This is a genomic window from Psychrobacter sp. Arc9, assembly GCF_041431295.1.
Taxonomy (GTDB): Bacteria; Pseudomonadota; Gammaproteobacteria; order Pseudomonadales; family Moraxellaceae; genus Psychrobacter.
Window position 1 is genome coordinate 254,731 of sequence record NZ_JASMRK010000001.1, and the last position, 22,962, is coordinate 277,692.

General features: G+C 42.3%; 21 protein-coding genes and 1 tRNA gene. 13 read left to right on the forward strand and 9 right to left on the reverse strand.

Features of this window, described 5'->3' with window-relative positions; genetic code table 11:
- Positions 1-40 precede the first annotated feature (40 nt).
- The 3 genes from QO187_RS01000 to QO187_RS01010 all read left to right on the forward strand — a co-directional run bounded on the left by QO187_RS01000 (position 41) and on the right by QO187_RS01010 (position 3,123).
- Positions 41-649 (forward strand): hypothetical protein, encoded by a 609-nt coding sequence (locus QO187_RS01000; protein ID WP_102094908.1) that lies wholly within the window; start codon positions 41-43, stop codon positions 647-649.
- Between the two features lie 273 nt (positions 650-922).
- Positions 923-2,338 (forward strand): deoxyguanosinetriphosphate triphosphohydrolase, encoded by a 1,416-nt coding sequence (locus tag QO187_RS01005; RefSeq protein ID WP_102094909.1) that lies wholly within the window; start codon positions 923-925, stop codon positions 2,336-2,338.
- A gap of 104 nt (positions 2,339-2,442) precedes the next feature.
- Positions 2,443-3,123: a TetR family transcriptional regulator gene (locus QO187_RS01010; protein WP_102094910.1), complete on the forward strand. Its 681-nt coding sequence runs from the start codon at positions 2,443-2,445 to the stop codon at positions 3,121-3,123.
- A gap of 22 nt (positions 3,124-3,145) precedes the next feature.
- On the opposite strand, the gene gspK is transcribed toward QO187_RS01010, so the two are convergent.
- The 6 genes from gspK to QO187_RS01040 all read right to left on the reverse strand — a co-directional run bounded on the left by gspK (position 3,146) and on the right by QO187_RS01040 (position 8,372).
- A complete protein-coding gene (gene gspK, locus QO187_RS01015; protein WP_228153259.1) occupies positions 3,146-4,213 on the reverse strand; it encodes a type II secretion system minor pseudopilin GspK in 1,068 nt (355 codons plus the stop codon).
- A gap of 48 nt (positions 4,214-4,261) precedes the next feature.
- Positions 4,262-5,125, reverse strand: coding sequence for a type II secretion system minor pseudopilin GspJ (gspJ, locus tag QO187_RS01020; RefSeq protein ID WP_102094911.1), 864 nt, complete (start codon positions 5,123-5,125; stop codon positions 4,262-4,264).
- Positions 5,122-5,592 carry a type II secretion system minor pseudopilin GspI gene (gspI, locus tag QO187_RS01025; protein WP_371546706.1) on the reverse strand — a complete coding sequence of 157 codons (471 nt, stop codon included), beginning with the start codon at positions 5,590-5,592 and terminating at the stop codon, positions 5,122-5,124. The genes gspJ and gspI overlap by 4 nt, the downstream gene beginning before the upstream one ends.
- 38 nt (positions 5,593-5,630) lie before the next feature.
- Positions 5,631-6,257 carry a prepilin-type cleavage/methylation domain-containing protein gene (locus tag QO187_RS01030; RefSeq protein WP_371546707.1) on the reverse strand — a complete coding sequence of 209 codons (627 nt, stop codon included), beginning with the start codon at positions 6,255-6,257 and terminating at the stop codon, positions 5,631-5,633.
- 409 nt (positions 6,258-6,666) lie between these two features.
- Positions 6,667-7,350, reverse strand: a complete 684-nt coding sequence (locus tag QO187_RS01035; RefSeq protein ID WP_057759351.1) for a TetR/AcrR family transcriptional regulator — start codon at positions 7,348-7,350, stop codon at positions 6,667-6,669.
- Between the two features lie 233 nt (positions 7,351-7,583).
- Complete coding sequence (locus tag QO187_RS01040; protein ID WP_102094913.1) at positions 7,584-8,372, reverse strand: TatD family hydrolase; 789 nt, start codon at positions 8,370-8,372, stop codon at positions 7,584-7,586.
- A gap of 253 nt (positions 8,373-8,625) precedes the next feature.
- On the opposite strand from QO187_RS01040, the gene QO187_RS01045 reads away from it, so the two are divergent.
- Positions 8,626-9,291, forward strand: coding sequence for an acyltransferase (locus QO187_RS01045; RefSeq protein WP_102094914.1), 666 nt, complete (start codon positions 8,626-8,628; stop codon positions 9,289-9,291).
- A 21-nt stretch (positions 9,292-9,312) separates the two neighbouring features.
- Here QO187_RS01045 and QO187_RS01050 read toward each other — a convergent pair whose 3' ends face one another.
- The gene (locus tag QO187_RS01050; protein ID WP_102094915.1) at positions 9,313-11,112 is read right to left on the reverse strand and encodes a GspE/PulE family protein; all 1,800 of its coding nucleotides are present in this window, start codon (positions 11,110-11,112) and stop codon (positions 9,313-9,315) included.
- A 104-nt stretch (positions 11,113-11,216) separates the two neighbouring features.
- Positions 11,217-12,101, reverse strand: a complete 885-nt coding sequence (gene tsaA, locus QO187_RS01055; protein WP_102094916.1) for a tRNA (N6-threonylcarbamoyladenosine(37)-N6)-methyltransferase TrmO — start codon at positions 12,099-12,101, stop codon at positions 11,217-11,219.
- Between the two features lie 456 nt (positions 12,102-12,557).
- On the opposite strand from tsaA, the gene QO187_RS01060 reads away from it, so the two are divergent.
- Both QO187_RS01060 and QO187_RS01065 read left to right on the forward strand, forming a co-directional pair.
- On the forward strand, positions 12,558-13,331 hold the full coding sequence (locus QO187_RS01060) for a ferredoxin--NADP reductase (RefSeq protein ID WP_025650828.1): 774 nt from the start codon (positions 12,558-12,560) through the stop codon (positions 13,329-13,331).
- A gap of 139 nt (positions 13,332-13,470) precedes the next feature.
- A tRNA-Leu gene (locus QO187_RS01065) sits at positions 13,471-13,556 on the forward strand.
- Positions 13,557-13,641: 85 nt separating this feature from the next.
- Here the strand turns inward: QO187_RS01065 and QO187_RS01070 are convergent.
- Positions 13,642-13,887: a hypothetical protein gene (locus tag QO187_RS01070; protein ID WP_057759343.1), complete on the reverse strand. Its 246-nt coding sequence runs from the start codon at positions 13,885-13,887 to the stop codon at positions 13,642-13,644.
- 506 nt (positions 13,888-14,393) lie between these two features.
- On the opposite strand from QO187_RS01070, the gene dinB reads away from it, so the two are divergent.
- From dinB to infA, 7 genes are all read left to right on the forward strand, one after another.
- Positions 14,394-15,479, forward strand: a complete 1,086-nt coding sequence (dinB, locus tag QO187_RS01075; RefSeq protein WP_102094917.1) for a DNA polymerase IV — start codon at positions 14,394-14,396, stop codon at positions 15,477-15,479.
- Positions 15,480-15,649: 170 nt separating this feature from the next.
- Complete coding sequence (queA, locus tag QO187_RS01080; RefSeq protein ID WP_102094918.1) at positions 15,650-16,852, forward strand: tRNA preQ1(34) S-adenosylmethionine ribosyltransferase-isomerase QueA; 1,203 nt, start codon at positions 15,650-15,652, stop codon at positions 16,850-16,852.
- Positions 16,853-16,962: 110 nt separating this feature from the next.
- Complete coding sequence (locus QO187_RS01085; RefSeq protein WP_102094919.1) at positions 16,963-18,720, forward strand: FimV family protein; 1,758 nt, start codon at positions 16,963-16,965, stop codon at positions 18,718-18,720.
- A 51-nt stretch (positions 18,721-18,771) separates the two neighbouring features.
- On the forward strand, positions 18,772-20,448 hold the full coding sequence (locus QO187_RS01090) for a FimV/HubP family polar landmark protein (protein ID WP_102094920.1): 1,677 nt from the start codon (positions 18,772-18,774) through the stop codon (positions 20,446-20,448).
- Between the two features lie 163 nt (positions 20,449-20,611).
- Positions 20,612-21,712: an asparaginase gene (locus QO187_RS01095; RefSeq protein WP_228153260.1), complete on the forward strand. Its 1,101-nt coding sequence runs from the start codon at positions 20,612-20,614 to the stop codon at positions 21,710-21,712.
- Between the two features lie 43 nt (positions 21,713-21,755).
- Complete coding sequence (gene truA / locus QO187_RS01100) at positions 21,756-22,589, forward strand: tRNA pseudouridine(38-40) synthase TruA (RefSeq protein ID WP_102094922.1); 834 nt, start codon at positions 21,756-21,758, stop codon at positions 22,587-22,589.
- Positions 22,590-22,710: 121 nt separating this feature from the next.
- The gene (infA, locus tag QO187_RS01105) at positions 22,711-22,932 is read left to right on the forward strand and encodes a translation initiation factor IF-1 (RefSeq protein ID WP_021814850.1); all 222 of its coding nucleotides are present in this window, start codon (positions 22,711-22,713) and stop codon (positions 22,930-22,932) included.
- The last annotated feature ends 30 nt before the right edge of the window (positions 22,933-22,962 follow it).

Sequence of the window (22,962 nt, forward strand, 5' to 3'; positions counted from 1 at the left end):
TATAACATATCTTTATTTTGCTTATTTGAGGAATTATATTATGGCGGCTTATTTTTCTAAACTTGCAGGTATTACTATACTAGGTAGTGTGATGGCTGGCTCTTTACTGGGCTGTCAGCCGAACAACGATACCGATGCAGTGGTATCTGAAGAAGCACCAGTAGATAATCACGTCGAGCATGAACAAGATCATGAGATGCATGATGATAAAGAGTATGAAGAGCACGACCACGAAGAGCATAGTGATATGGAACATGACCATGAAGGGCCCGATGATGAAGGACACGATCATGAAAGTCATAGCCACGAGGAACATGCGCACGCAGGTCACGATCATGCAGCTCATGCCAGCAACAGCACTCCTTTCTCTTGTGAGCCTACTGCTACTATCGGCGTTTCTTATCATAGCGACAGTACACCACAGACAGCGCATTTGCTCATCGATGGTATCGAATACGATTTAACGGCTACTGCTAATAGTGAAACTGATGCTGATAAGGGCATCTATACCAGCGATATTGGATTAGACGATACCCACGGCATCATATGGCGAGTAAATGGAGACAAAGCGACATTGCTCAAGAAGACACTGGACAGCGATGTAGCTATCGACAAAGAAGACGTACTTTTTAACTGTCAAAAGTCTTAATATAGTCGTTTCAATATAATTTGGATACAAGCAAGGCGAGTGAAATTACTACAAATAGTAGGCTAAGCGAAACTGGCACCGTATACAATTTATAGGGCATTAACTCTAGTCAAAGAAGTCTAAAATGAGTACAAGGCAGCCGACTACAGATTGTACAAATAGCACCTTTAAGGAGGGGAACACCGTAGTCGTTTAGTAGTTCTCTGACTATATATCTGTACCAAGGGCGCTATTTTGCTATGCTAGAGGCTCCCTTGGTTTCGGATGTTTAATATGCTAAGTACACCAACTTCTTTGCCGTCTCCTACCACACAATGGTCTCATCTGCTCAACTCGCAGCGTCTTGGTGCTTCCAAGAAGTTCAACGCCAATACAAGCACTCGCTCTCAATTTCATAAAGACTATGACAGACTGGTGTTTTCGCACTCCTTTCGTCAGCTCAATCAAAAAACCCAAGTTCATCCGTTGACCAATCAGCTCGGCATTCATACTCGCCTGACGCATTCGCTTGAGGTCTCCTGTATTGGACGCTCTTTAGCAATGATGGCAGCAGAGAAGTTACATGATAAATTAGGCAATGGTTTACCAGCGGGTATCTCGCCTGCGGATGTCGGCGTTATTGTACAAGCCGCCTGCCTCGCTCATGATATTGGCAACCCGCCTTTTGGACATGCAGGAGAGTATGCGATTCGTGATTGGTTTAAGCAGCCTGAACCGCAAGCAATTTTGCAAAATTTAAGCAGCAACGAGCGACTGGACTTACTGGCATACGAGGGTAATGCTCAAGGGTTTCGCCTATTGGCACGTAATGAGCATCACCCTGACAAGGGTGGTATGCGGCTCACCTGTGCCACGCTAGGCGCCTTTATGAAGTATCCGTGGTTGGCAACTCACAGTAACGATGTCAATGACAACCATTATAACGTGCAAAAATTTGGCTGCTTTTATAGCGAGGCTTCTCAGTTAGAAGAGTTAGCTGCGTGTTTGCACTTACCGCGCTCAGAGCAACACGATGGCTTTGCGCGCCATCCATTGGCTTACTTGCTAGAAGCGGCAGATGACATCTGTTATGCGCTAATCGATTTAGAAGATGGCATCAATCTGAATATGCTAACCTATGCCGAAGTTGCCACGATATTTTATGAGCTGATTGGTGAGCGTCCAAGCAGCGTAAACTTGCCAGCGCATATGTCTGTCAGACAAAGTCTTGCCTCACTGCGGGCACGAGCCATGATGCGTTTGGTCAATACCGTCACCGATGCCTTTGTAGCCAATAGTGATGCATTGCTAACTGGAACGCTGCAAGGCAGCCTATTTGCCCATTGCGATACCAGTGTGCAGAATGGTATCAATCAAGCTAAGCAGCTGGCACGCGAAAAAATATTTAACCATCCGAGCAAAGTAAGAATGGAGCTGATGGCCAATCAGTGCTTGCATAGCCTATTGAATGCCTTTATGCCACTCGCTTGGACAGGGTCTCAATCTGCTACTATGCAGCCGCCGATGTCTTTTGAGCAGCAACGTCTGTTAAGATTACTACAGCCTCATCTTGACGAACATCGCCGCATCTTGTCTGACGATATCTATCATAATGTCTTAAATATTTTGGATTTTATTACAGGTATGAATGATCATGAAGCTTATCGACTGGCGCAAGAGTTGCAGGGTCATTGGGGCACAGTGGTTTAAAAGACCAATACAGGTTTAGTAAATTAACACGAATGGCGTATTTCAGTCGTATTTATGCGTTGAAATGAGTATGATAAACACCTACCGGACAATTTTGAAATATTATGAGCAGTCGCGAACAAAAAAAACTTCAAACTCGGCACGCCTTTTTTAATGCTGTGCTCGATTTATGTATGACAGGGCAATCTTTTAGCTCTATCAGTCTCAGACAAGTAACACGCGAGGTTGGCGTTGTGCCGACGGCGTTTTATCGCCATTTTGATGATATGGAGTCACTCGGGCGCGCTTTGGTCATTGAGGAATTGGGCGGTACGTTAGCCACGTTAAGTGATAGCCTGCAGATTGGCCGCAAACGTAGCTTTGATCGTCAAATCGCAAAAAGTATTCAGCTATTCTTGTATATGGTCAGCGATCAGCCTTATTACTGGCAGTTCTTGGTCAGTGAGCGTTATGGTGGATCAGAAGCAGTACGCAAAGCCATCAATGAGTTGATTAAGATACATGCTCAAGGGTTGGCCGACGACTTAGCGTTGCAGCCAGCGTTTACCCATATCAACGCTTATGACCGTCGTCTATTGGCTGAAGCTGGTGTGAATATGTTTTTCTCTTGGATTGTTGATTGGCTAGAGCTGACCTATACGGAAGATCATGATGATGAGATTGATCTAAATGAAATCGAAGAGAACAAACAGCTGATGCTACATAACTGTACTCGTCAAGCACAGATGCTTTTTTACGGGGCTTATAATTGGAAATCTAGCGAAGAAACACGCCTAAAAGACTAAATGTCGATCCCAATACTCTCTGCTAAAAGCTCGGACGAAATGCCCATAGTCGCTGTGTCACTACTTTGACTGCCTTGGGCATTTTACCGTTTGCCTCACTACTGTTACTCGCCTGATTATTATTAGCAGCCTCACTACTATTAACTACTTGATTATTATCAACGACAGTTTTACTAATCAAAACAGTGGCAAAACGCTCTCTCGCCTGTCCGACAGTTGCATTATCAATCGCTGTGATAAGCGCCATAAATGCTTGGCTGTCAACGGCAAGCATTGGTGTTAGTGCTTTTCGTTGCTCATCATTTAGACTGCCGAATATCGGTAATTGCCATACTGTATCAATAGACGTCAGCGCCTGCTGTGCGCGCATATCTACCAGTGATTGCATCTGTTGGCTGTTAGCACCCTCAATTAGTGCTGCTAACAATACAGGACTGGCAGTATTGATATTAATCGGCACATAATAAGGCACTGCGGTAAGATAAGGCCGTAATACTGCTAATGTCTCAGCGCTTACCCCTTTCACTTCTAGTAGCTGATCGATACTGACAAAAGGCTGATTTGGCAGAGCATCTGTTGCTACAGCGTTTGACTGCTGCGCATATACCGTACTTTCATCACCGCCATCTTGATATACCTCGCCGTCTGCATCTTGCCAATCAAGTATAGCAATAGCGATATCAGGCTCTAGATTTAGTTGCGTGAGTAGTCGTTGGAATACTGCTAAAGCAGTGGTATTGGCCGTCCCATCTTGATACAAGTTATTAATGTTAAAACGACCAGACTCATCGCGTAGCTCGATGCTGACACTGTGACTAGCCAATGTATAAGGTGGTATAGGCTGCGCCCAGATATCTTGCGCACTATCCGTATCATTGAGGTTGCTATCAGCGCGAATCATCGTCACAGCCAACTGTTGACCTGCATCGATATCTTGCAGCAACTGATTTTGATCGAATAACAGACCACTACGCCTAATCGCAATTTTTTGGCTAGCAAGCATTGATCCTGCAACCACAGTAATACTCACTACCAATAATAAGATAGTCAGCAGTGCAACACCGCGTTGAGAGTTCGCAGTCATCGACATACATAGCCTTTGTTGTTGAGCAATTGATGCATTTTAACTACTACCTTCTCAATTATTCGTTCCTACATTGCTATCATCCGCACTGCTATTATTGTCACTACCATCATTACCGCTGTTGTCATTATTGGCATTATCATTGCTACCACCCTCTGTATTATTGGCGATGCTTTGACTATTGCTATGCGATATCGGTTGCGGGGCAAGTGCCCATTGCCAAGTGATTGGCATGTCTTGGTATGTAAAGCTAACCGCGACTCCTTTCGGTAATAAAACAGCTGTTGGCTTGGAATTCGCTGTATTCGCTGATTGTACTACTGCTACGCTTGCACTACTGCCACTGTTAATGTCATCGCTCGGAAATCTGGTACTTAGCTCTGGTAGATAGGCTTGCCAGCTCCCTGCTGTGACACCTTCGAGCAATACGCTGTCCAAGCTGACGCTATCACGCCCGCCTTCCATACTGGTATATTGGCGACGTATCAAACGTTCATCCGCAAAAATATATTCGATACGTTGGAGGCTATTGCTACTCTGATATCTTGGATCAGGATCGGCAAAGCGTACAAAGCTGATATGCTCGCCATCTAAGCTCATAAAGGGCTCAGGCGCAATTTTGTTCATTTGCTCGCTTGATTGGGAGCTAGTGTTCGCGTTAGTACTATCGCTTGGACTGTTATTCGTCGCACTGACACTTTGAGTAGTAGCCGCTTGATAAGGGATAATTTGACCCATGTCTTGCTGTAATTGCAAATAGGCGTACTGCAAGACAGCCAGATTGTCAGCATGAAATTGCGCGCGCTCACGAGCACGGTTGACCCCATCAAATACTTGCCAGCATGCAACAGCTAGCATCGCAAATATTGCCATGGCAACCATTAGCTCAAGTAATGTGAAACCACGCTGATGCCTCACAGACCGCCCTCTGCTTGCCCGCTATCACCTGTTGTGCTTAGACCACTTAAATCCAAACTGCCCGTATCTTGCTCAGCATTACTTAGCATCACAGTGATATCAGTGACCGATGTGCGTGTCTGTCCATCTATAATAGGCGCAACTGCGATATTTACTTCTTTTAGGGCAGGTGTGATGGCGTCGCCGACTGTCATTGATATTTGCCAATCACGCCCTTGAGCGTTCACGGTTTGGGTGCGGTTGGCTGTCAGCCACGTCTCTTGAATACGCAAATCAGCGGCGGCATTTTGAGCGACGAAGTGAGCAAGCGTACGAGTACGCAATATATCAACTGAGCTCAGATATGCACTACTGGCACGGCTCGCCGCGACTGCTACCACTGCCAAAATAGCCAAAGCAACCATCACTTCGATAAGGGTAAAGCCGCTCTCGCGTCCACACTTGAGTGATATAGATCTTGGTGACACAGGCTGGCTTGTCATAGGAGGTTTATATAATCTAGCCACTATAACCCCTGTCCGATTCGCATGCTACCATCTGGCATTATCGTAATCACCTCGCCCACTAAACGCGAATCGTGAAGCACTTCAATGGTGACGGGCGTTGCTTGTCCTGTACCAAACCACAATACCTGCGGTACATTTTGATCGCTAAACCAAGGCTGTAACGTTTGGGTTCGTCCCGTACTCTGTAAACCGCTAGAATCCAAACTTTGAACTCTAATACTCACGCCAGTGGGCAGTTCAGGCAAATTGATATCCGACTCGACTTCCCAACTTGGCGTTGGTTTTTGCTCATCAGTAGAGCCTGATAGACCAGCAACCTCTGCCGACAGCTCCATAGCATTCTTAGGCTGACTGTCGGCGCTATCTGACATCATCTCTGTTGTCTGGTACGCGACATATGGATTTGATAATGTAACGATGACCGGCTCTACCTGCCCCTGCTTATCTGCCTGCATACGCAAACCCATCGGCTGCATACGTTCAGCCGACAATAGGCGAACGTAACTCAATGAATCGGTCAGATGCTCATAAAAAGCGCGGTTTTTGCGGGATTCACTGCTACCGACAGACAAACTCATTATGCCAGCAAATATAGACAAGATAGCCACTACCACCACGATTTCCACCAATGTAAAACCAGCCTGTGGCCGACTGTTTATTGATGAGAATGATGATAAGTGATAAGCATCACTTGATATGGAGACGCAGCTGCGACAATGGTCTGTAGGTCTTGTATCTAAGCAGCTTGACTGAGACGTTTGACTAATTAGAGTAAAAGAGCAAGTAGCCGCTGAACTGGACTGCGTCTTAACACTGACCGGCATATTGCACCTATAAGCCCAATTTTAATTGTCGCAGAATGAGAAAGGGGGTTTGAAGAATATTAGAAGATATATAAATTCATAATACAAATCGTGCTGCAATGGTAAGCATTACAACACGATTTATCAAAGCCGAAAAAGGTTCATAACCCAAAAATTACTTGCTACTTTATTAATAGTTACTTTGCTAAGAGATACTTTACCGATAACTAATTTAATAGTTGGTATTACGGTGCTCTTCTGATTCAGTATCGATTTGCTCTACCAGCTCTTGCATATCTTCATCCATGACCTCTTCATCATCAGCAGGATAATGGCTTGGCAACTCTAGCACTTGCTGAACAAAGGCATAACGCAGCGTATCACGGCGACCTAAGTAGCGTTGGTAAAAGCTTGAGTTTAAGAGCCCTGCACCGCCCTGACCAATCGCCCAAATAGACGATAGATAATCACGAGTACTCAAATTACTGTGCTCATCTTTTAGGTATGCGCTAATAATATCAATCAAACGCTTCATACGCTGGCGACGGATATCATATAACTCACCAAACAAACGATTGAGCCCAGTCACTGATGCTGCCAGACGCTCTTCGATTTGGTTCAATAGCATGGCTTTTTGCGGGTTGAATAACTGCTGAAAAATCATACGGGCAACGCCTGCCGAGGGGCAGTCATCAATACGGTTAATCTCAAACAATTGCTCTTCGTAACGAATAATAATACGCAGATAAAGCTCATCTTTACTGGAGAAATGCTTGTACAGGGTGCCTTTAGCCAAATCGAGCTGATCTGCCAAACTGTCTAAAGTGATATCACCATCGCCTGACTCAAGTAGCAATTGTTCTGCCATCGCTAAGATGTTCTCTTCTCGTGCCTTGAACTGGTGCTGACGACTCATAATCTCTCCTAAAACATGACAAGATTAAGCATATGACCATCAATTATGTGCGTACATTTGGCAATGAGCGTATAAAACTATACAAGAACTGCTGAAATACCATAAAAGGGATATGCTTATATTTACAAATAGTCATTGATAATCATATAGTTACATTTAGTAAATCAGATACTAAGGGGGATTGAGCTATACGACTATCACATAAATGACTGACTGGTCATAGCATAACCATTTTAGCGATACTGTGCCAGTAAATTTTCAAAGTTTTTTGCGGTTAATGCTCCGACCTCGTTACTATCACAACCATACATATCTGCGATAAAGCTCGCGACGTAGGGTACGTAGGCAGGCTCATTGGGACGACCACGCTTAGGCACAGGCGCCAAATATGGACTGTCGGTCTCAATCAAGATTCTGTCTCTAGGCATGTGCCTTGCAGCATCTTGGATATTTTGGGCACTTTTAAAACTGACAATACCTGAGAAGGAGATATAAAATCCTAAATCTAAAGCACGTTTTGCGGTCTCCCAGTCTTCAGTAAAGCAATGAATAATACCATGCTCAGCGCCTTCACTTTTTAAGATATCGATCGTATCTTCTTTTGCGTCACGCATGTGTATGACCAGCGGTTTTTTTAGTTGCTGACTGGCATGGATATGACGTGCAAGACTGGCTTGCTGCTCTTTTTTATTTTCTGTAGACCAGTAGTAATCTAGCCCCGTCTCGCCTATTGCCCATACATGATCTTTATCAGCAGTCTCTACTAAACGCTCAACCGTCGCTGATTTCAGTACATCAATATCTTCACAAGGATGAATCCCTACACTCATCCCTAGATTTAATGTCTCGTCACCATAGGTGCTCACAATATTGGCAATCTCATCATATTCTGCAAAATCACACATGATCGCCATCGCACGGGTAACATTAGCAGTTTTCATGGCGTCAATCGCGCCAGATAATTTACCATCGTATTTCGTCAAATCTAAACGGTTAAGGTGACAATGAGTATCTGTAAACATAAATAATCTCGTTTTTATAACTTATTAATTAAAAGTATGGGAATTAAAATTTAAATCTTATTTGCATTGGTTGCTGTGAAGGAATCTGTTTTCAAGTATCGTTTAACGGTACACTACATTAATAGCTATCAAAAATACTCTAAATAGAATTTATTCTAAATAAATGGATGATACGAGCTTAGTCGATACGTCATAACAGTCTTTTAAAAACCGAAGCTTTAAAACCTTTATTACCTCTCATAAGTGCCATAATATGAATCATAAAAAAACTATCACTTTACCGCATATATTCAAAACATTGTTACCGAAGCAACTCTATAGACAACGGTTTTTACTACAAGATAAAGGCCATAGTAATTACATTGAAATAGCTAACGACGTACGTATCATTGGCAACTCCACAATTACCATTCGTAAAGGTGATAACAATCGAATTACCATTGGTAGTCATGGGAAACTTAATAAATTAAAAATCGACATTAATGGTAATCACAATCAAGTCACTATCGCAGAACATGTTAAATTCTCTGGTCAATTATTAGTCGTTGGTAATCATTTACGCATTCATATTGGTGAGCATACCACTGCCATTGATTGCTATATCTTGGCACGTGACAAGAGTGTAACCATTGGTAAGTCTTGCATGATATCGCGTGGTATTGAAATTCGCGCTACCGATGTGCACAAGGTCTACGATATAGATACTAACGTACGAGTGAACAAAGCACATTCTGATGTCATTCTAGGAGATCATATTTGGATTGCGGCTAATGTGACTATTTCAAAAAACGTCTCTATCGCTGATGGATGTATCATCGCAGCAGGTGCCTTCGTCAATAAACCAGTCACTATACCAAACTGTATGGTAGCAGGCACACCAGCAAAAATTATTCGCCAAAACGTACGTTGGGAACGCTAAACACGACTTCAAATACAATAGTTAATTAAGAGGCACGACTCGCATCACCTCTTCTATGGTTGTCACGCCTTCACTAATACGTTTTGCCCCTGATAAACGCAATGGCTGTAGACCTTCACGATAGGCTTGTTGTTTGAGTACATCTAAGTTTGTATCGGCTGCGACCAGTTTTTTTAATTCGTTAGACAATGGCATAATCTCGTATAGGCCGACTCGTCCCTGATAACCAGTATGTCGACAATGCTCGCAGCCTTGAGCCATATAAATTTGTGCTGGGGCAGGTGCGCGCCAAGGTTGTACCAACTCCTGCCATTGAATGGCAATCTCACTGTCTGGCACAACGTCTACCGCTTTTTTGCAATGCGGGCATAGCGTACGTAACAACCGCTGTGCCATTACGCCCAATATAGTCGCTGATGTCAAAAATGGCTGAATACCCAAATCATGCAAGCGAGTGATTGAACTTGGCGCATCGTTGGTATGTAGTGTCGAGAGCACCAAATGCCCTGTTAATGAGGCTTGTACTGCCATATTGGCTGTTTCAGCATCACGAATCTCCCCCACCATAATAATATCAGGATCTTGACGCATCAAAGAGCGAATGCCGTCAGCAAAGTTTAAATCGACACCTGGATTCACTTGCATCTGGTTAAATGCAGGTTCAATCATCTCAATAGGATCTTCGATGGTACAGACATTAACTTGTTCAGTCGCTAGCTGCTTGAGAGTACTATACAAGGTCGTGGTCTTACCTGAACCTGTAGGCCCGGTGACCAAAATAATCCCATTTGGATGAGCAGTCAACTCATGCCACGTTTCAAGCTGCTTACCCGATAAACCAAGCTGAGCGAAGGAACGCACCAGCACTTCAGGATCGAATACCCGCATGACCAACTTTTCACCGAAAGCGGTTGGCATAGTCGACAAACGAAGTTCTGTCTCTAGCCCCTTTGGCGTTCGCGTCTTTAAACGACCATCTTGCGGTTTACGCTTTTCTGCAACATTTAGCCGTCCTAGAATTTTGATACGTGCGGTCACCGCGACGATGATTGCCAATGGCATCTCATACACCGTATGGAGTACACCATCAATTCGGAAGCGAACCTTACCTGTCTCACGACGTGGCTCTAAATGGATATCACTAGCTCGTTGCTCAAAGGCATATTGCAACAGCCAATCAACGACTCTGACAATATGCTGGTCATTGGCATCAGGGTTGGTATTGTCACCCAATTGTAATAATGCTTCGACATTGGTCACATCGGCAGCTGCACGTTTATGGACACTGTTTGCGCCTGCAATCGCTTGGGTGACTTGATAGAACTCTTGCCGATAGCGTTTAATCTGCTCAGGATTGATATAGACCGTACGATAGCTTTTTGATTTGATTAACTTTTCAATACTTGAGTGCCAGTCAGTATAAAAAGGCTGATCCGTTCCGATAACCACTTCGTCTACAGCGACCTCAATCGGTAAAATATGCTGCGAGCGCGCATATTCGAACGACATCAGCTGCGTGACGGCTGGCACATCAACTTTCAGTGGATCAATACGCACAAGTGGCATGTCTGCTTTGGCCGCTAGCCATTGATTGAGCCATGCTATCGTTAATTTACTCTCAGCATGACTATCAAGCGCATGATCATCCGCATGACCATTAGGCAACCCAAACTCACTAATCGTCAGAAGCGGATGCTGCGCCTTGTCACGGCGACTGGTTATCACCAGATTATAGCCGCGCTGATCAATTACTCTATCTGCTAGTAATTCATCAAGACACCAACGTAAATCAATCACGATCGAATATTTTTGAGCAGACATATTTTTCTTCTTTTATTGGTCAATAAATATTTCACAAATCAGCAGTTTATAGCTTTCACTTTCATGGCTTTGATAAAGCATAAATACAGTGCGCCAATTTCATGCTAAGGAGTCACTGCTACAACGGCCGTTATTTGCAACTGTCCCGATTCTATCAGCTGAAAGCTGACATCAACAGACTTATAGCGCATGGTAAAACGCTTATTTAACTCGGTGCGCCGATAGGCAGGACGTGGATCTTGGGCGATTAAGGCTTTGATAGTGTCTAGATCAGCCATCATTAACTGTTTTTGAGTTTTATCAATGACTGCTTTAACTGATGATTGCTTATTTTGAGCATTTTCTACCGCTGCATTTTGCGCACTTTGATTGGCGACAATTTGCAAAAACTGCTCATAAGCCAGCTCGATAATCGTCACATCCAACAAGTGCGGCGCAGTTTGCGCAAAACCACTTTTTGCATGACTCAATGCATCACTATAAGCCACATAAGGTTTGATATCGATAATGGGCGTACCATCTATCATATCAGCACCGCTGATGATAATTAATACCCGACCTTGTATCACCTCAATACGCTCAAGTTTCACCACAGACAATCCCAAAGCGGATGGTCGATACATACTACGACTGGCAAACACGCCTATTTTTTGATTACCACCAAGCCTTGGCGGTCGAACTTGTGGTCGAAAACCGCTACCTGTGATATCAAGTTGGTCGTTTTGATGTTTCTGTTCGTTTTTGTGATTCTGATTGTCTTTATATAAATAGTTGTGATGAAACTGCCAGCTGATCCAAATATGGCTAAAAGTGTCTAAGCCAATGAATGCCGCTGGCGTATCGTAAGGCGCTAGCATCTCAATTACACTAGTCAGCGCCACCAAATTCGGTTGTCTTGGCGCACCAAACTTCTGTGAGAGCGGCGCACGATGGTAGCCAATGATTGGTGCTCGATGCTGGTCATTCAACAAGGCATTATCGCCAGACATATGGTCACTCCACTGATAACAAACGGTCTTTATCGAGCCAATTGGCTCAAGCATACAAAATTACTCACTAACGATATTCCATTTTATCATGGTACATCGTGGCTGCTAGACAGATTTTTATTTTAAAGTTTGGTATTATGAGCGTGAAATTTATTGAGAATGGCTTGCATTCATACAATACCTATAGTGCTTATGAGGACAAAAACCTTATGACTAGCCTACGATTCCTTGTATAAATGTAAAAAAAATGCTTTGTAACTTGCTTCATACATTCACAATATTATTGGTTTTTGGCTAAAAAATATTTCAAAGCATGAGCATTTATAGTCATTTTAATATTTTAATAATAATTACCCGCTTATATATGGTTAGCGTCCAACAGCTATCATTGAAAATTCTAATTTCATACTCATTTACACTTAACGATAAAAATAGCGACTTATTAACGAGGACTTTATGTCAAAACTTCGCACCGAAACGGTTACAGAGGTTCATCATTGGAATGATGCCTTATTTAGCATCAAAACCACACGTGACGATGGCTTACGCTTTCGCAATGGCGAGTTTGCGATGATTGGTCTCGCTGTCGATGGCAGACCACTGCTACGCGCTTATTCGATTGCTAGCCCTAACTATGAAGACCATCTAGAGTTCTTTTCTATCAAGGTTCAAGACGGCCCTTTGACCTCACGCCTACAACATATCAAAGTCGGCGATGAGCTATTGGTCAGCAAAAAGCCCACCGGCACGCTAGTCTTAGACGATCTACTACCCGGTAAACACCTTTATATGTTGTCCACTGGTACGGGGCTTGCGCCATTTTTGGCCTTGGCACGTGACCCTGAGGTTTATGAGCGCTTTGATAAAATCATCTTGGTGCATGGCGTTCGTTATGCAGATGATTTGGCGTATCGTGACATGTTCGAAAATGAGCTACCCAACGATGAAATCTTTGGCGAATGGTTCCGCGAGAAGTTTATCTACTATCCAACGGTTACTCGCGAAGAATTTAGAAATCAAGGCCGTGTTACCGACTTAATGAAATCAGGCAAACTTTTTGAAGATATTGGTTTGCCACCGATGAATAAAGACGATGACCGTGTCATGATCTGTGGCAGCATGCCATTCAATGCGGAAGTCTCTGAGATTTTAGATGGTTTTGGTCTCACTGTGTCGCCACGCATGGGCGTGCAAGCGGACTATGCGGTTGAGCGCGCCTTTGTCGGTTAAGATTAATGTGATTAAAAGCACAATTATTATAAATAATTCTTGACGCTAAAAAATAGGCTGCTATAATACGCAGCCTATACAGAGAACACTGTAGCCCAATTCGATAAGGTTTCGCACAATAGACTTTATCACCTAACATGCCAGTGTGATGGAATTGGTAGACATGACGGATTCAAAATCCGTTGCCTATAAAGCGTGTCGGTTCGAGTCCGACCACTGGTACCATTATTTAGTACAAATTAGCCTCCTTTATCGGAGGTTTTTTTGTGCTTATTATTTATATTTGTGTTTTAATAAATTCCTAGCTTGTTTATATCGATACTTCAAATGGCATGACAGCGCTTATCTTAATCGGTACCGCATAACTCCATGGCATGCCAGCACTACAATAAAAATATCCATCATTAAATGACACAATATAAGCGGTAAAATCATTACCACACTGATCCATCATCGCTTGTTCATCGCTTTCATCACACACCGCACACCATATATTTTCATCACCCCGCGCTAGCATTGCTCGTGTCAAATCGCTCCCTTTTAATTCATGACTCATCATCAGCTCCTTAATTATCTTGAACTTTCTCATTACTATTTTTTTAGAAAGTTAATTTGCCAGTACTCAATTCATAAGTTTGGTATGAGCTATAAACAATGTCTTATCAGGTAAATACAATTCCTATAAAAGACCATTTATTACTTTCATAACTATTGATTATCGTGGTTAATATATTGTAAAACGATAGCATTAGAACTGTAACATACAACTATAATATTCATGATGGAAGGCGATAATATTCAGACAGGCGGTATGGAAAATCTGAAAAACTTAAGGTATGTACCATACAGAACATCTATTAGTAAACATATGTTAACTATATTTAATTTATTAGTATTTTAACGCCATATATATCTGACTATTAACTTTACACTATATTTAATTATTGATATATGAATTATTCGCATATTGCCATATTTTTATGGTTCTATATTCGAAAAACCCCTTTACCGTTTAATAATCGATACTGAAATAAAAGTATTGAGTGATGTAAAATATTAATAATGAAAACTCTTACAGCATCCAATCCACGTAAAATCATTCATATAGATATGGATGCGTTTTATGCCAGTGTAGAACAACGTGACTTCCCAGAGTTACGGGGCAAGCCATTAGTTGTTGGTGGAGATCCAAATGGTCGCGGTGTTGTAGCAGCAGCTAGCTATGAGGTACGTCAGTTTGGGGTGCGCTCAGCTATGTCTTGTTATGAGGCTCGCAAACGTTGTCCAGAAGTCATATTTGTCAGACCACGTTTTGAAGTATATCGAGCTGTTAGCAGCGATATTCGCAATATCATGTACAGCTTAACGCCTCATGTTGAGCCATTATCGCTAGATGAGGCTTATCTTGATGTCACTGGTCTCACGGTACATAAAGGCTCAGCGACATTGATGGCCAATTGGTTAAGAACACAAATATTGCAACATACAGGATTGACTGCTTCTGCTGGCGTGTCCTTCAACAAAATGTTGGCCAAGATTGCCTCTGACATCAATAAGCCTAACGGCACCGCTATTATCACACCAGAAGACGCTGATGCTTTTATTAGTACACTGCCTATTGAACGATTTCATGGGATAGGTAAAGCAACGGCAAGACGATTACATGCGATGGGCGTGACTAACGGTGCTGATCTACGCCGTATGTCAGCCGAAGTATTGATTAATGAGTTTGGTAAGCGAGGACAGTTTTATCATGATATCGCTCATGGTCGCGATGAACGCGCTGTCAAGTCTGAGCGCCTGCATAAGTCTGTTGGTTCGGAGACTACTTTTAGAGAAAACCTAAACGATGACACGGCGTTACGTGTACAAATCTATGAACAAAATGCGGATGCCTTCGCGCAACTGCACAAAAAAAATCTCATCGCTCATACTATAACGCTCAAGGTTAAGTATGCCGACTTTACTCAGATTACCCGTACGCACACGCTGACTACCGCTTTTAGTAGTGCTGAATCTGCTCATTACTGGTTAGACAAATTATTCTTAGATATTCCGCGCCAGCTCCCTATCCGATTAGTCGGGGTTACTTTTTCGTCATTGACACCTGCAGCCCAACTATTGCCTCAATTAAATTTATTTGAGTAAAATAAACAAAGACTAACGTAATAAACATTAGGACAGTTAAAATTCATTGCTTAGGCTATTTAAGTAGTTCAAATATGTTTTGTGCACTTTGACTACTTAGTAAAGCAACCTTTTATAGCAGTATTTCTGCTACAATTATGCCAAAATTTCTATCCATTTAAAGACTGATTATGACCAACACTCACACTGCATCTTCCGATTCTAATGCCTCGCTTAATACCAATAACAATAGTGACGTCTTAGATTATCTAAGCGTGGAAGATTACGACTATGACCTACCAGATCGTTTGATTGCGCGATATCCATTAGCGCAGCGTTCTGCTTCAAGACTTTTGTACTTGCCTGCTCACACTGACACAAATGCTACGCCTGTAGAAGACTGTTTGTTTTCTAAGTTGCCTGATTTATTAGATGCTGGAGACCTGATTGTATTTAATGATACAAAGGTGATGAAGGCACGCCTATTTGGTCAAAAAGATACTGGCGGTAAACTTGAGGTTTTGATTGAGCGATTGGTTACTGTCTCAGACTTAGATATAACGACACTGCATTTAGAAGATTCAAATAATGAATCAGTCAACCAAGGACATATTGCCCTTTGCCATGTAAAAGCCAGCAAAGCACTGAAACTTGGTCAACGTTTTCAACTGGCCGATAGTCATATGAGTGGCGCGATGATTGGTCGTCAGGACAACTTGTTTATTTTAGCCTTTGATGCGCCAATTTTGCCTGATTTAGAACTTTACGGCGAGCTACCTATCCCGCCTTACTTTGAACGTCATGCTGACGATACTGATAATACTCGTTATCAAACGGTGTTTCATGATCCCGCTAAGCTTGCAAGTGTCGCTGCACCGACAGCAAGTTTGCATTTCGATGACTTGGTGCTCAATAAGCTGGTGGAAAAAGGCATCAGTACTGCTTTTGTGACATTGCATGTTGGCGCTGGTACCTTTGCGCCAGTTAAAACAGACAATCTACTCAATCATACTATGCACAGTGAGTATGCACATCTGCCACAAGCAACTGCTGAGCTGATTAATCAGACGCATGCAAATGGCAATAAGGTTATTGCTATTGGTACCACGGTGACTCGCGTCCTTGAAACGGTGTATCAAAAAACAGCTATCAATGGGCAAGCACTTTCTAGCTGGTCAGGGGACACGGACATTTTTATTTATCCAGGGTTTAAATTCGGTGTCATTGATCGACTGTTAACAAACTTTCATTTACCCAAATCGACGTTGCTAATGTTGGTATCAGCTTTTTCTGGCAAAGCATCGATTGAACAGGCATATCAACATGCTATTGAAAACGAATATCGATTCTTTAGCTATGGCGATGCGATGTTACTTGACAAGAAAACAAGCTGAACATTAATTAAACATTTATGCATTGGACGCAACAGTTGTGAAATAAACTGGTAAACTAAACCGTACTTTGTTATAACAGCAAAGATAACTTATTTTGTAAAGGACTGCTCATGTCTTGTCATTTATCTCGTCGCTTGACTCCTGTACATCGCGCGGTATCGATGGCATTACTTTATTCTGTAGGTTTGGCCGCTATTATTCCAAGCGCGCAAGCCGCGACTATCGGTAAGACAGTCGTTAGTTCAGCTCAGCATGAACCTTTGAGCGCAAGTATCGTGGTTACCGACATACGAGCGGCTGATTTTTCAGCGAGCTTGGCCAATCCAGTTATCTATCAGCAGATGGGCTTGACGCCGACTGATTCAATGCAGGTGCGCTTTCAAGCAACTTCAGCGACTAGCGGTCAAGTATTAATCAGCACATCACAGCCTGTGTCCAAGCCTTTTGCTGATTTGGTGTTATCGATCAATGATAATGGGCAGCAAAATGTCGTACCAAAAACATTATTAATGCCGTTAAGCGATAGTCTACCGATTAATAATGCTTCCAAGAACAGTGTTAAAGGCACTCAGAAACTCAATTTACCAAATGTTTCTGCAAGCGCTGCAAAACCGTTAACCGTAAGAAAAGGTGCACCGCCGCCACTAATATCGGTATCTAACGCTGCTGCAAATAAACCAGCTCTAGCAAACATAGCATCAGTTGATTCTTTCATTTCCAGATCAGTGTCTAAGATACAAGCTCCAACAGTGACAGCTACTTCGCAGACTAGCAACTTTACTTACGCGCCTAGTCGACTTGATAATGGGCGCTTAAATAGCGACTCTAATATAAAAAATACTATCAGTAATGCAAAGAATACTGATAACGGACTTAGTTCAGCGAACCGTTTAGATAGCAGTTCCTTAAATGCAAATAACGATACTGAAACTACGAAAGCTGTCATCAATGACAGCGCTAAGGCAAGTGTTAAAAACACTCCTATCTTAGATAAAGTGTTGATCGATAAACCACTCGATACTCTAAATATTCAAGTCACACGGCAGATACAACCGAGTCGTAAAAAAACAGACGCTGACGCCTCACCCGTACCTACTCTGATTCCTAGTATCATCGCAAGCAATACTGAGAAAAATGCTACTAGCGTCGTGGCAGCTTCTATTGGCAATGCAACGTCGAAACCCCCTAATAGCACTATTAATAATGTACCTTCAAATGATAGAGCAACAGATAGCTCGACAATCAATCAATACCAAGTACAACGTAACGATAGCCTATGGATTATTGCTCAACAGATTGCGCAAGAAAATAATCTAGATACTTCCATTGTGATGAAGCAAATTCAGTCACAAAACCCTGATGCCTTTATCAATAAAGACGCAGATCAATTAAAAGCAGATGCTAAGCTTATTTTGCCTAGTTACGATGTTATACCATCACAGAAAAACTTAGAAGCGGCTATCGATACACAAAGACAATATATTCGTAGAGCAAATACAGCGGCGATGCAAAAAGCAGCTCAGAGACCTTTTAAAAAACCTTCTATAAGTACGCAAGCGGTCAAACGCCCTGAGAAAGCCACGACAACTAAAACACAGACCTTATCAAAAGCACAATTTTCTGTGCTTGCGCCTGGGCGAGATGGCAATGCAGATGGCACTCAAGCAAAAGCAGCATCAAGTACAGGGAATGGTTTGAGTACAGATATATTAGAGACACTTAAAGCATCGCGGCAGCAGGCAGCATCACAGGCTCAACGATTATCAAGTACAAGTAGCACTCTTAGTAGCTATACTAAAAAAATTCAATTACAAAACCAAAAATTGGCTGAGCTACAGGCTCGTCTCGAAAAATTACGCAATCAATAATTGCCTAACTGATTCATACATTAGATTGTGATCACAGGCGTAGGAATAACTATGGACAATATGCTATATATCATCGCCGGATTGGCGCTTATTCTGTTAGTGGCTGCTTTATTCTTGCGCAAAAATAAGGCGCAGAAATCGTCATCACCTTCGCCTATTAATGCAAGAAAAGATACGCCTACTCCATCACCAAAAGTAGACTATGATACTCCTACCCACACTAATGTCAGCAATAGCCATAAATTTGACCATATCACTATTGCTCAACGCTTTATGGATCAGCAGCGCTATGACAAGGCGATCGAAACCATTAAACGTGGTCTAAGTGAAAAACCTCATAACAGTGCATTGTCTCTTAAACTACTCAGCATATACGCGACGATAAACCAGCCAGAAGATTTCAACCATATTTATGAGTCTATAAGAGCTCATAACGATAGTCAGACTATCGCTCAAGCAGACGAGATAAGAAGTCTATCTTTTGAGGAATTAGAACCTGCCGCTGTGCAAACGCTAGCCACAGACAATACCAAAGACGATTTTGTCGCTATCGACTTCGATTTACCTATTAGTCAGAATGATAGTACTAATGCAGTAGCTCATCAGCCAATTGAAGAAAGTAATAACGATACTGCACTAAATGAGATTGCAATAAATGATTCTATCGACAGCTTAGAGTTATCAGATAAAGTCGACAATGTTAGTTCTATTACCGAAAATCCGAATGATAGCTTTGATCTGACTCTCAGCGATCTAGAGAATGATTTCGATGCGCCTAATACGACAAGTGAAACGCCTGTCACACCATTGGACAATGTAAATAACGACGTTTTAGAGAGCTCCGCTAACGATAATATTAGTAATAACAAAGATAACGATCTTAGTGACTTTGAGTTTGACTTTGATTCATTTAATGATACTTCGAATGAATCATCTATAGACACTAACCTCTCATATGATGACAATGAGAAAGCCGCACTAGAAGAAGATTTTATCTTAGATTTCGATGATTTAGCAGCCGATACAGACAAAGACAATATCGTTCCTAATGACGTATCTACGAATTCAGAACAACACTCTATTGATACTATCCAAAACGGTGAAGATGACTTTGCTTTATCTTTGGGCAGTCTAGATGCATCAGATGATATCAGTACTGTCTCCAATGACGACCTATCTACGACTGAAAACGACAGTGATTTTGACAATTTCATTCTGGAAAATACTGATTTTGGAAGTAATGCTTCTGAGAGTATGACCCTTGAAGAAGACAACTTTGCAAATATTAATCTTGAGGAACCATTACTCAATGATGATATCGAGGTTAATGATGTTAGCGATGTTGAAGAATCGAATACCGCACCTGCTGCACCATTGAGATTTGACGACAATACACTGATAGACGATGATTTTAATATTGACGATGCTGATTCTCTATTTGACACTCCGTCGACCACTACCCCAGTCTCTACAGCTGCACCAGTTGAGAGTGACACTCCTATTACGCCTCAAGAGACTGAGTCAGCAGAAGATTTCTCATCACGGTTCGCAGCAGATTTTGATTTCGTAAAGTCACTAGACAGTAATCAAGTGACGTTAGACTTGGCAGATCAATATTTGCAGCTGGGTGAATATGACAGTGCAAAGCGTCTACTCAATGAGGTGATAGCTCAAGGTAATAGTGAACAGAAACAGCAAGCACAGTTACTACTTGAACGTACTGCGTAGTTAATCGTCTAGTCTCTCATCAGCAAGTATTTCCTAATCACGGGATGCTTGCTGATTTTTTTTGCATTTAACTCTAATACTATCTATTATTGAACCCTTCAGCCATCGTTGCTCAATCCTCTAGCGCCTCTTTTCTTCCATACTTGTTTACTGTGTTGATACTATGTCATCTTCTGTTATGCTCAAAAATCTATCCGATCCTATTCAACTGATTTATGCTGGTGGTACCTTTGGTAGCTATGGCAGACCTTTAGCGCCATTATCAGCAGAAATATTTTTGCCTACTCTACAAAAACTTTTATCTGCACAAGACAGTACGAATAATTTACCGACCGTCTCATGGTTAGAAAACGCCCTGATCAAAGACAGCAGCCAACTTACTCCTAGCGACTTTATCCATTTCTATCAACTACTACTAAATGCTTATACCAAAGGTGATAGATGCTTTGTACTCATCACTGGCACGGATACGTTGAGTTACTTAGGCGCATTTTTAGCAGAAGCGTTTGCAGGTAGTGATATTTGTATTGTTCTGACCGCAAGTATGCGCCCATTATTAGACAGTGAAATATTGCACTCCTATAACATCGATGAACATAGCGATGCTTGGGGCAATCTCACCGACTCATTAAAACTAGCCGCTGCTGGTGAATCAGGCGTGAAGGTTAGTTTTGGCGGGGAAGCATGGCCTGCTCAAACGGTACAAAAAATTCACAGCCATGATCTGATGGCATTTACTGGTCATTCTCGCGCTGCTTATCCAGCCAATAGCTATATAAAAAACCTACCTGACACGCGTAGGCAACATTGGCTTGATGACCAACAAGACTTGCTATCCAGTATTCAAACACGCGCTGAAAACGCGAGTGTTCATGCGCTATATTGCCTACCTAACGACGTCTCAATGATAAACAACCAGCTACAAGCTTTATTGTCGCAGCCACCATGTGGCATCATTCTATTGGGATTTGGCGCCGGTAACATCCCTTACTCAGCTGCACTAGCAGAGACACTGACCCTTGCTCATGAGCGTGGACATATGGTGATATCAGCCAGTCAATGTCCGTTTGGTGGCGTCAGCGATAGCTATGCGGCAGGTAGTTGGCAGTACGAGCATCATGTCATTGCTGGTGGACGTTTGACCACACCTGCTATTTATGCCCGATTACTATGGTTGCTACTTCGCTATGACAGTCCTGCCAGACGCAGACAGCGTTGGTTGAATAATGTCAATCAAACCAGCACTAGCATCAAAAAGCGATAAGCGACTTTAAATTAATTCCAATTTTATAAGTTTAGAAACCCTAATGTCTGAGACTGAAATTATCGAAACTGAACCAACCTATACTTTAGCGATTGCCATTGAGTTCTTAGGAACGCATTATCATGGCTGGCAACGGCAACGAGAGGTTTTGGGTGTACAAGAAGCCTTAGAGACAGCTATCGGCAAAGTGGCTAACGAGCCTGTAGAAGTCATCGCAGCTGGGCGTACTGATGCCAGCGTCCATGCGAGTAATATGATTGCCCATTTTACAACTCATGCGTATCGCCCTACTCATAACTGGTTACGCGGTGTGAACAGCCTACTCCCTGATGATATTGCTTTACGCTGGATACAACCCATGCCAGTTGACTTTCATGCGCGTTTTGGTGCTATTGCTCGTCGCTATCGTTATATTACGCTCAACCAAGCACAGCGCCCTGCGATACTAAATCACCAAGTAACTCATATCTACGAACCGCTTGATTTGGGAGCCATGCAGCAAGCAGCAGCTGATATCGTCGGTACACATGATTTTAGCAGTTACCGTGCTGCGGCCTGTCAGTCCAATCAGCCAGTGCGCACGGTTAGCCATGCCAACCTTTTTGCTCATGGCCAATTTATCGTTTTTGATATACAAGCAGATGGGTTTTTACATCACATGGTTCGCAATTTGATGGGTACATTGTATGCCATTGGTAGACATGAGCTAGAGCCAGCAGACTTTTTGAATATTTTGCATAAAAAGGATCGAACGATTGCACCACCTACGGCTTCAGGTGATGGATTGTATTTTATCAATGCCTATTATCCTGAACGTTTCCAAAGTTTATTGCCAGATGCGCCATTAACGCCTGTCTGGTTAAATCTACCTGATTAAATCAATATCATTTGGCATACATATCACTTACATGCTGTCAAGTCAAAAGCAGGTTCGTATTGCTTTAATCCGCTAACTTACGTATAATATGGGCTTATTTTTTAATTGATTGATACAAATTATGGCAAAAGACGATATTATTGAATTTGAAGGCGAAGTCATTGATACCCTTCCTAATACTTTGTTCAAAGTTCGTTTAGAAAACGGGCACGAAATCATCGCGCATATCTCTGGTAAGATGCGTAAGCATTATATTCGTATCTTGACAGGTGATAAGGTTAAAGTTGAAATGACACCTTATGACCTATCTAAAGGCCGTATCACCTACCGTGGTAAAAACTAAATACTGACTGACCAATATGGTTATGAAAGT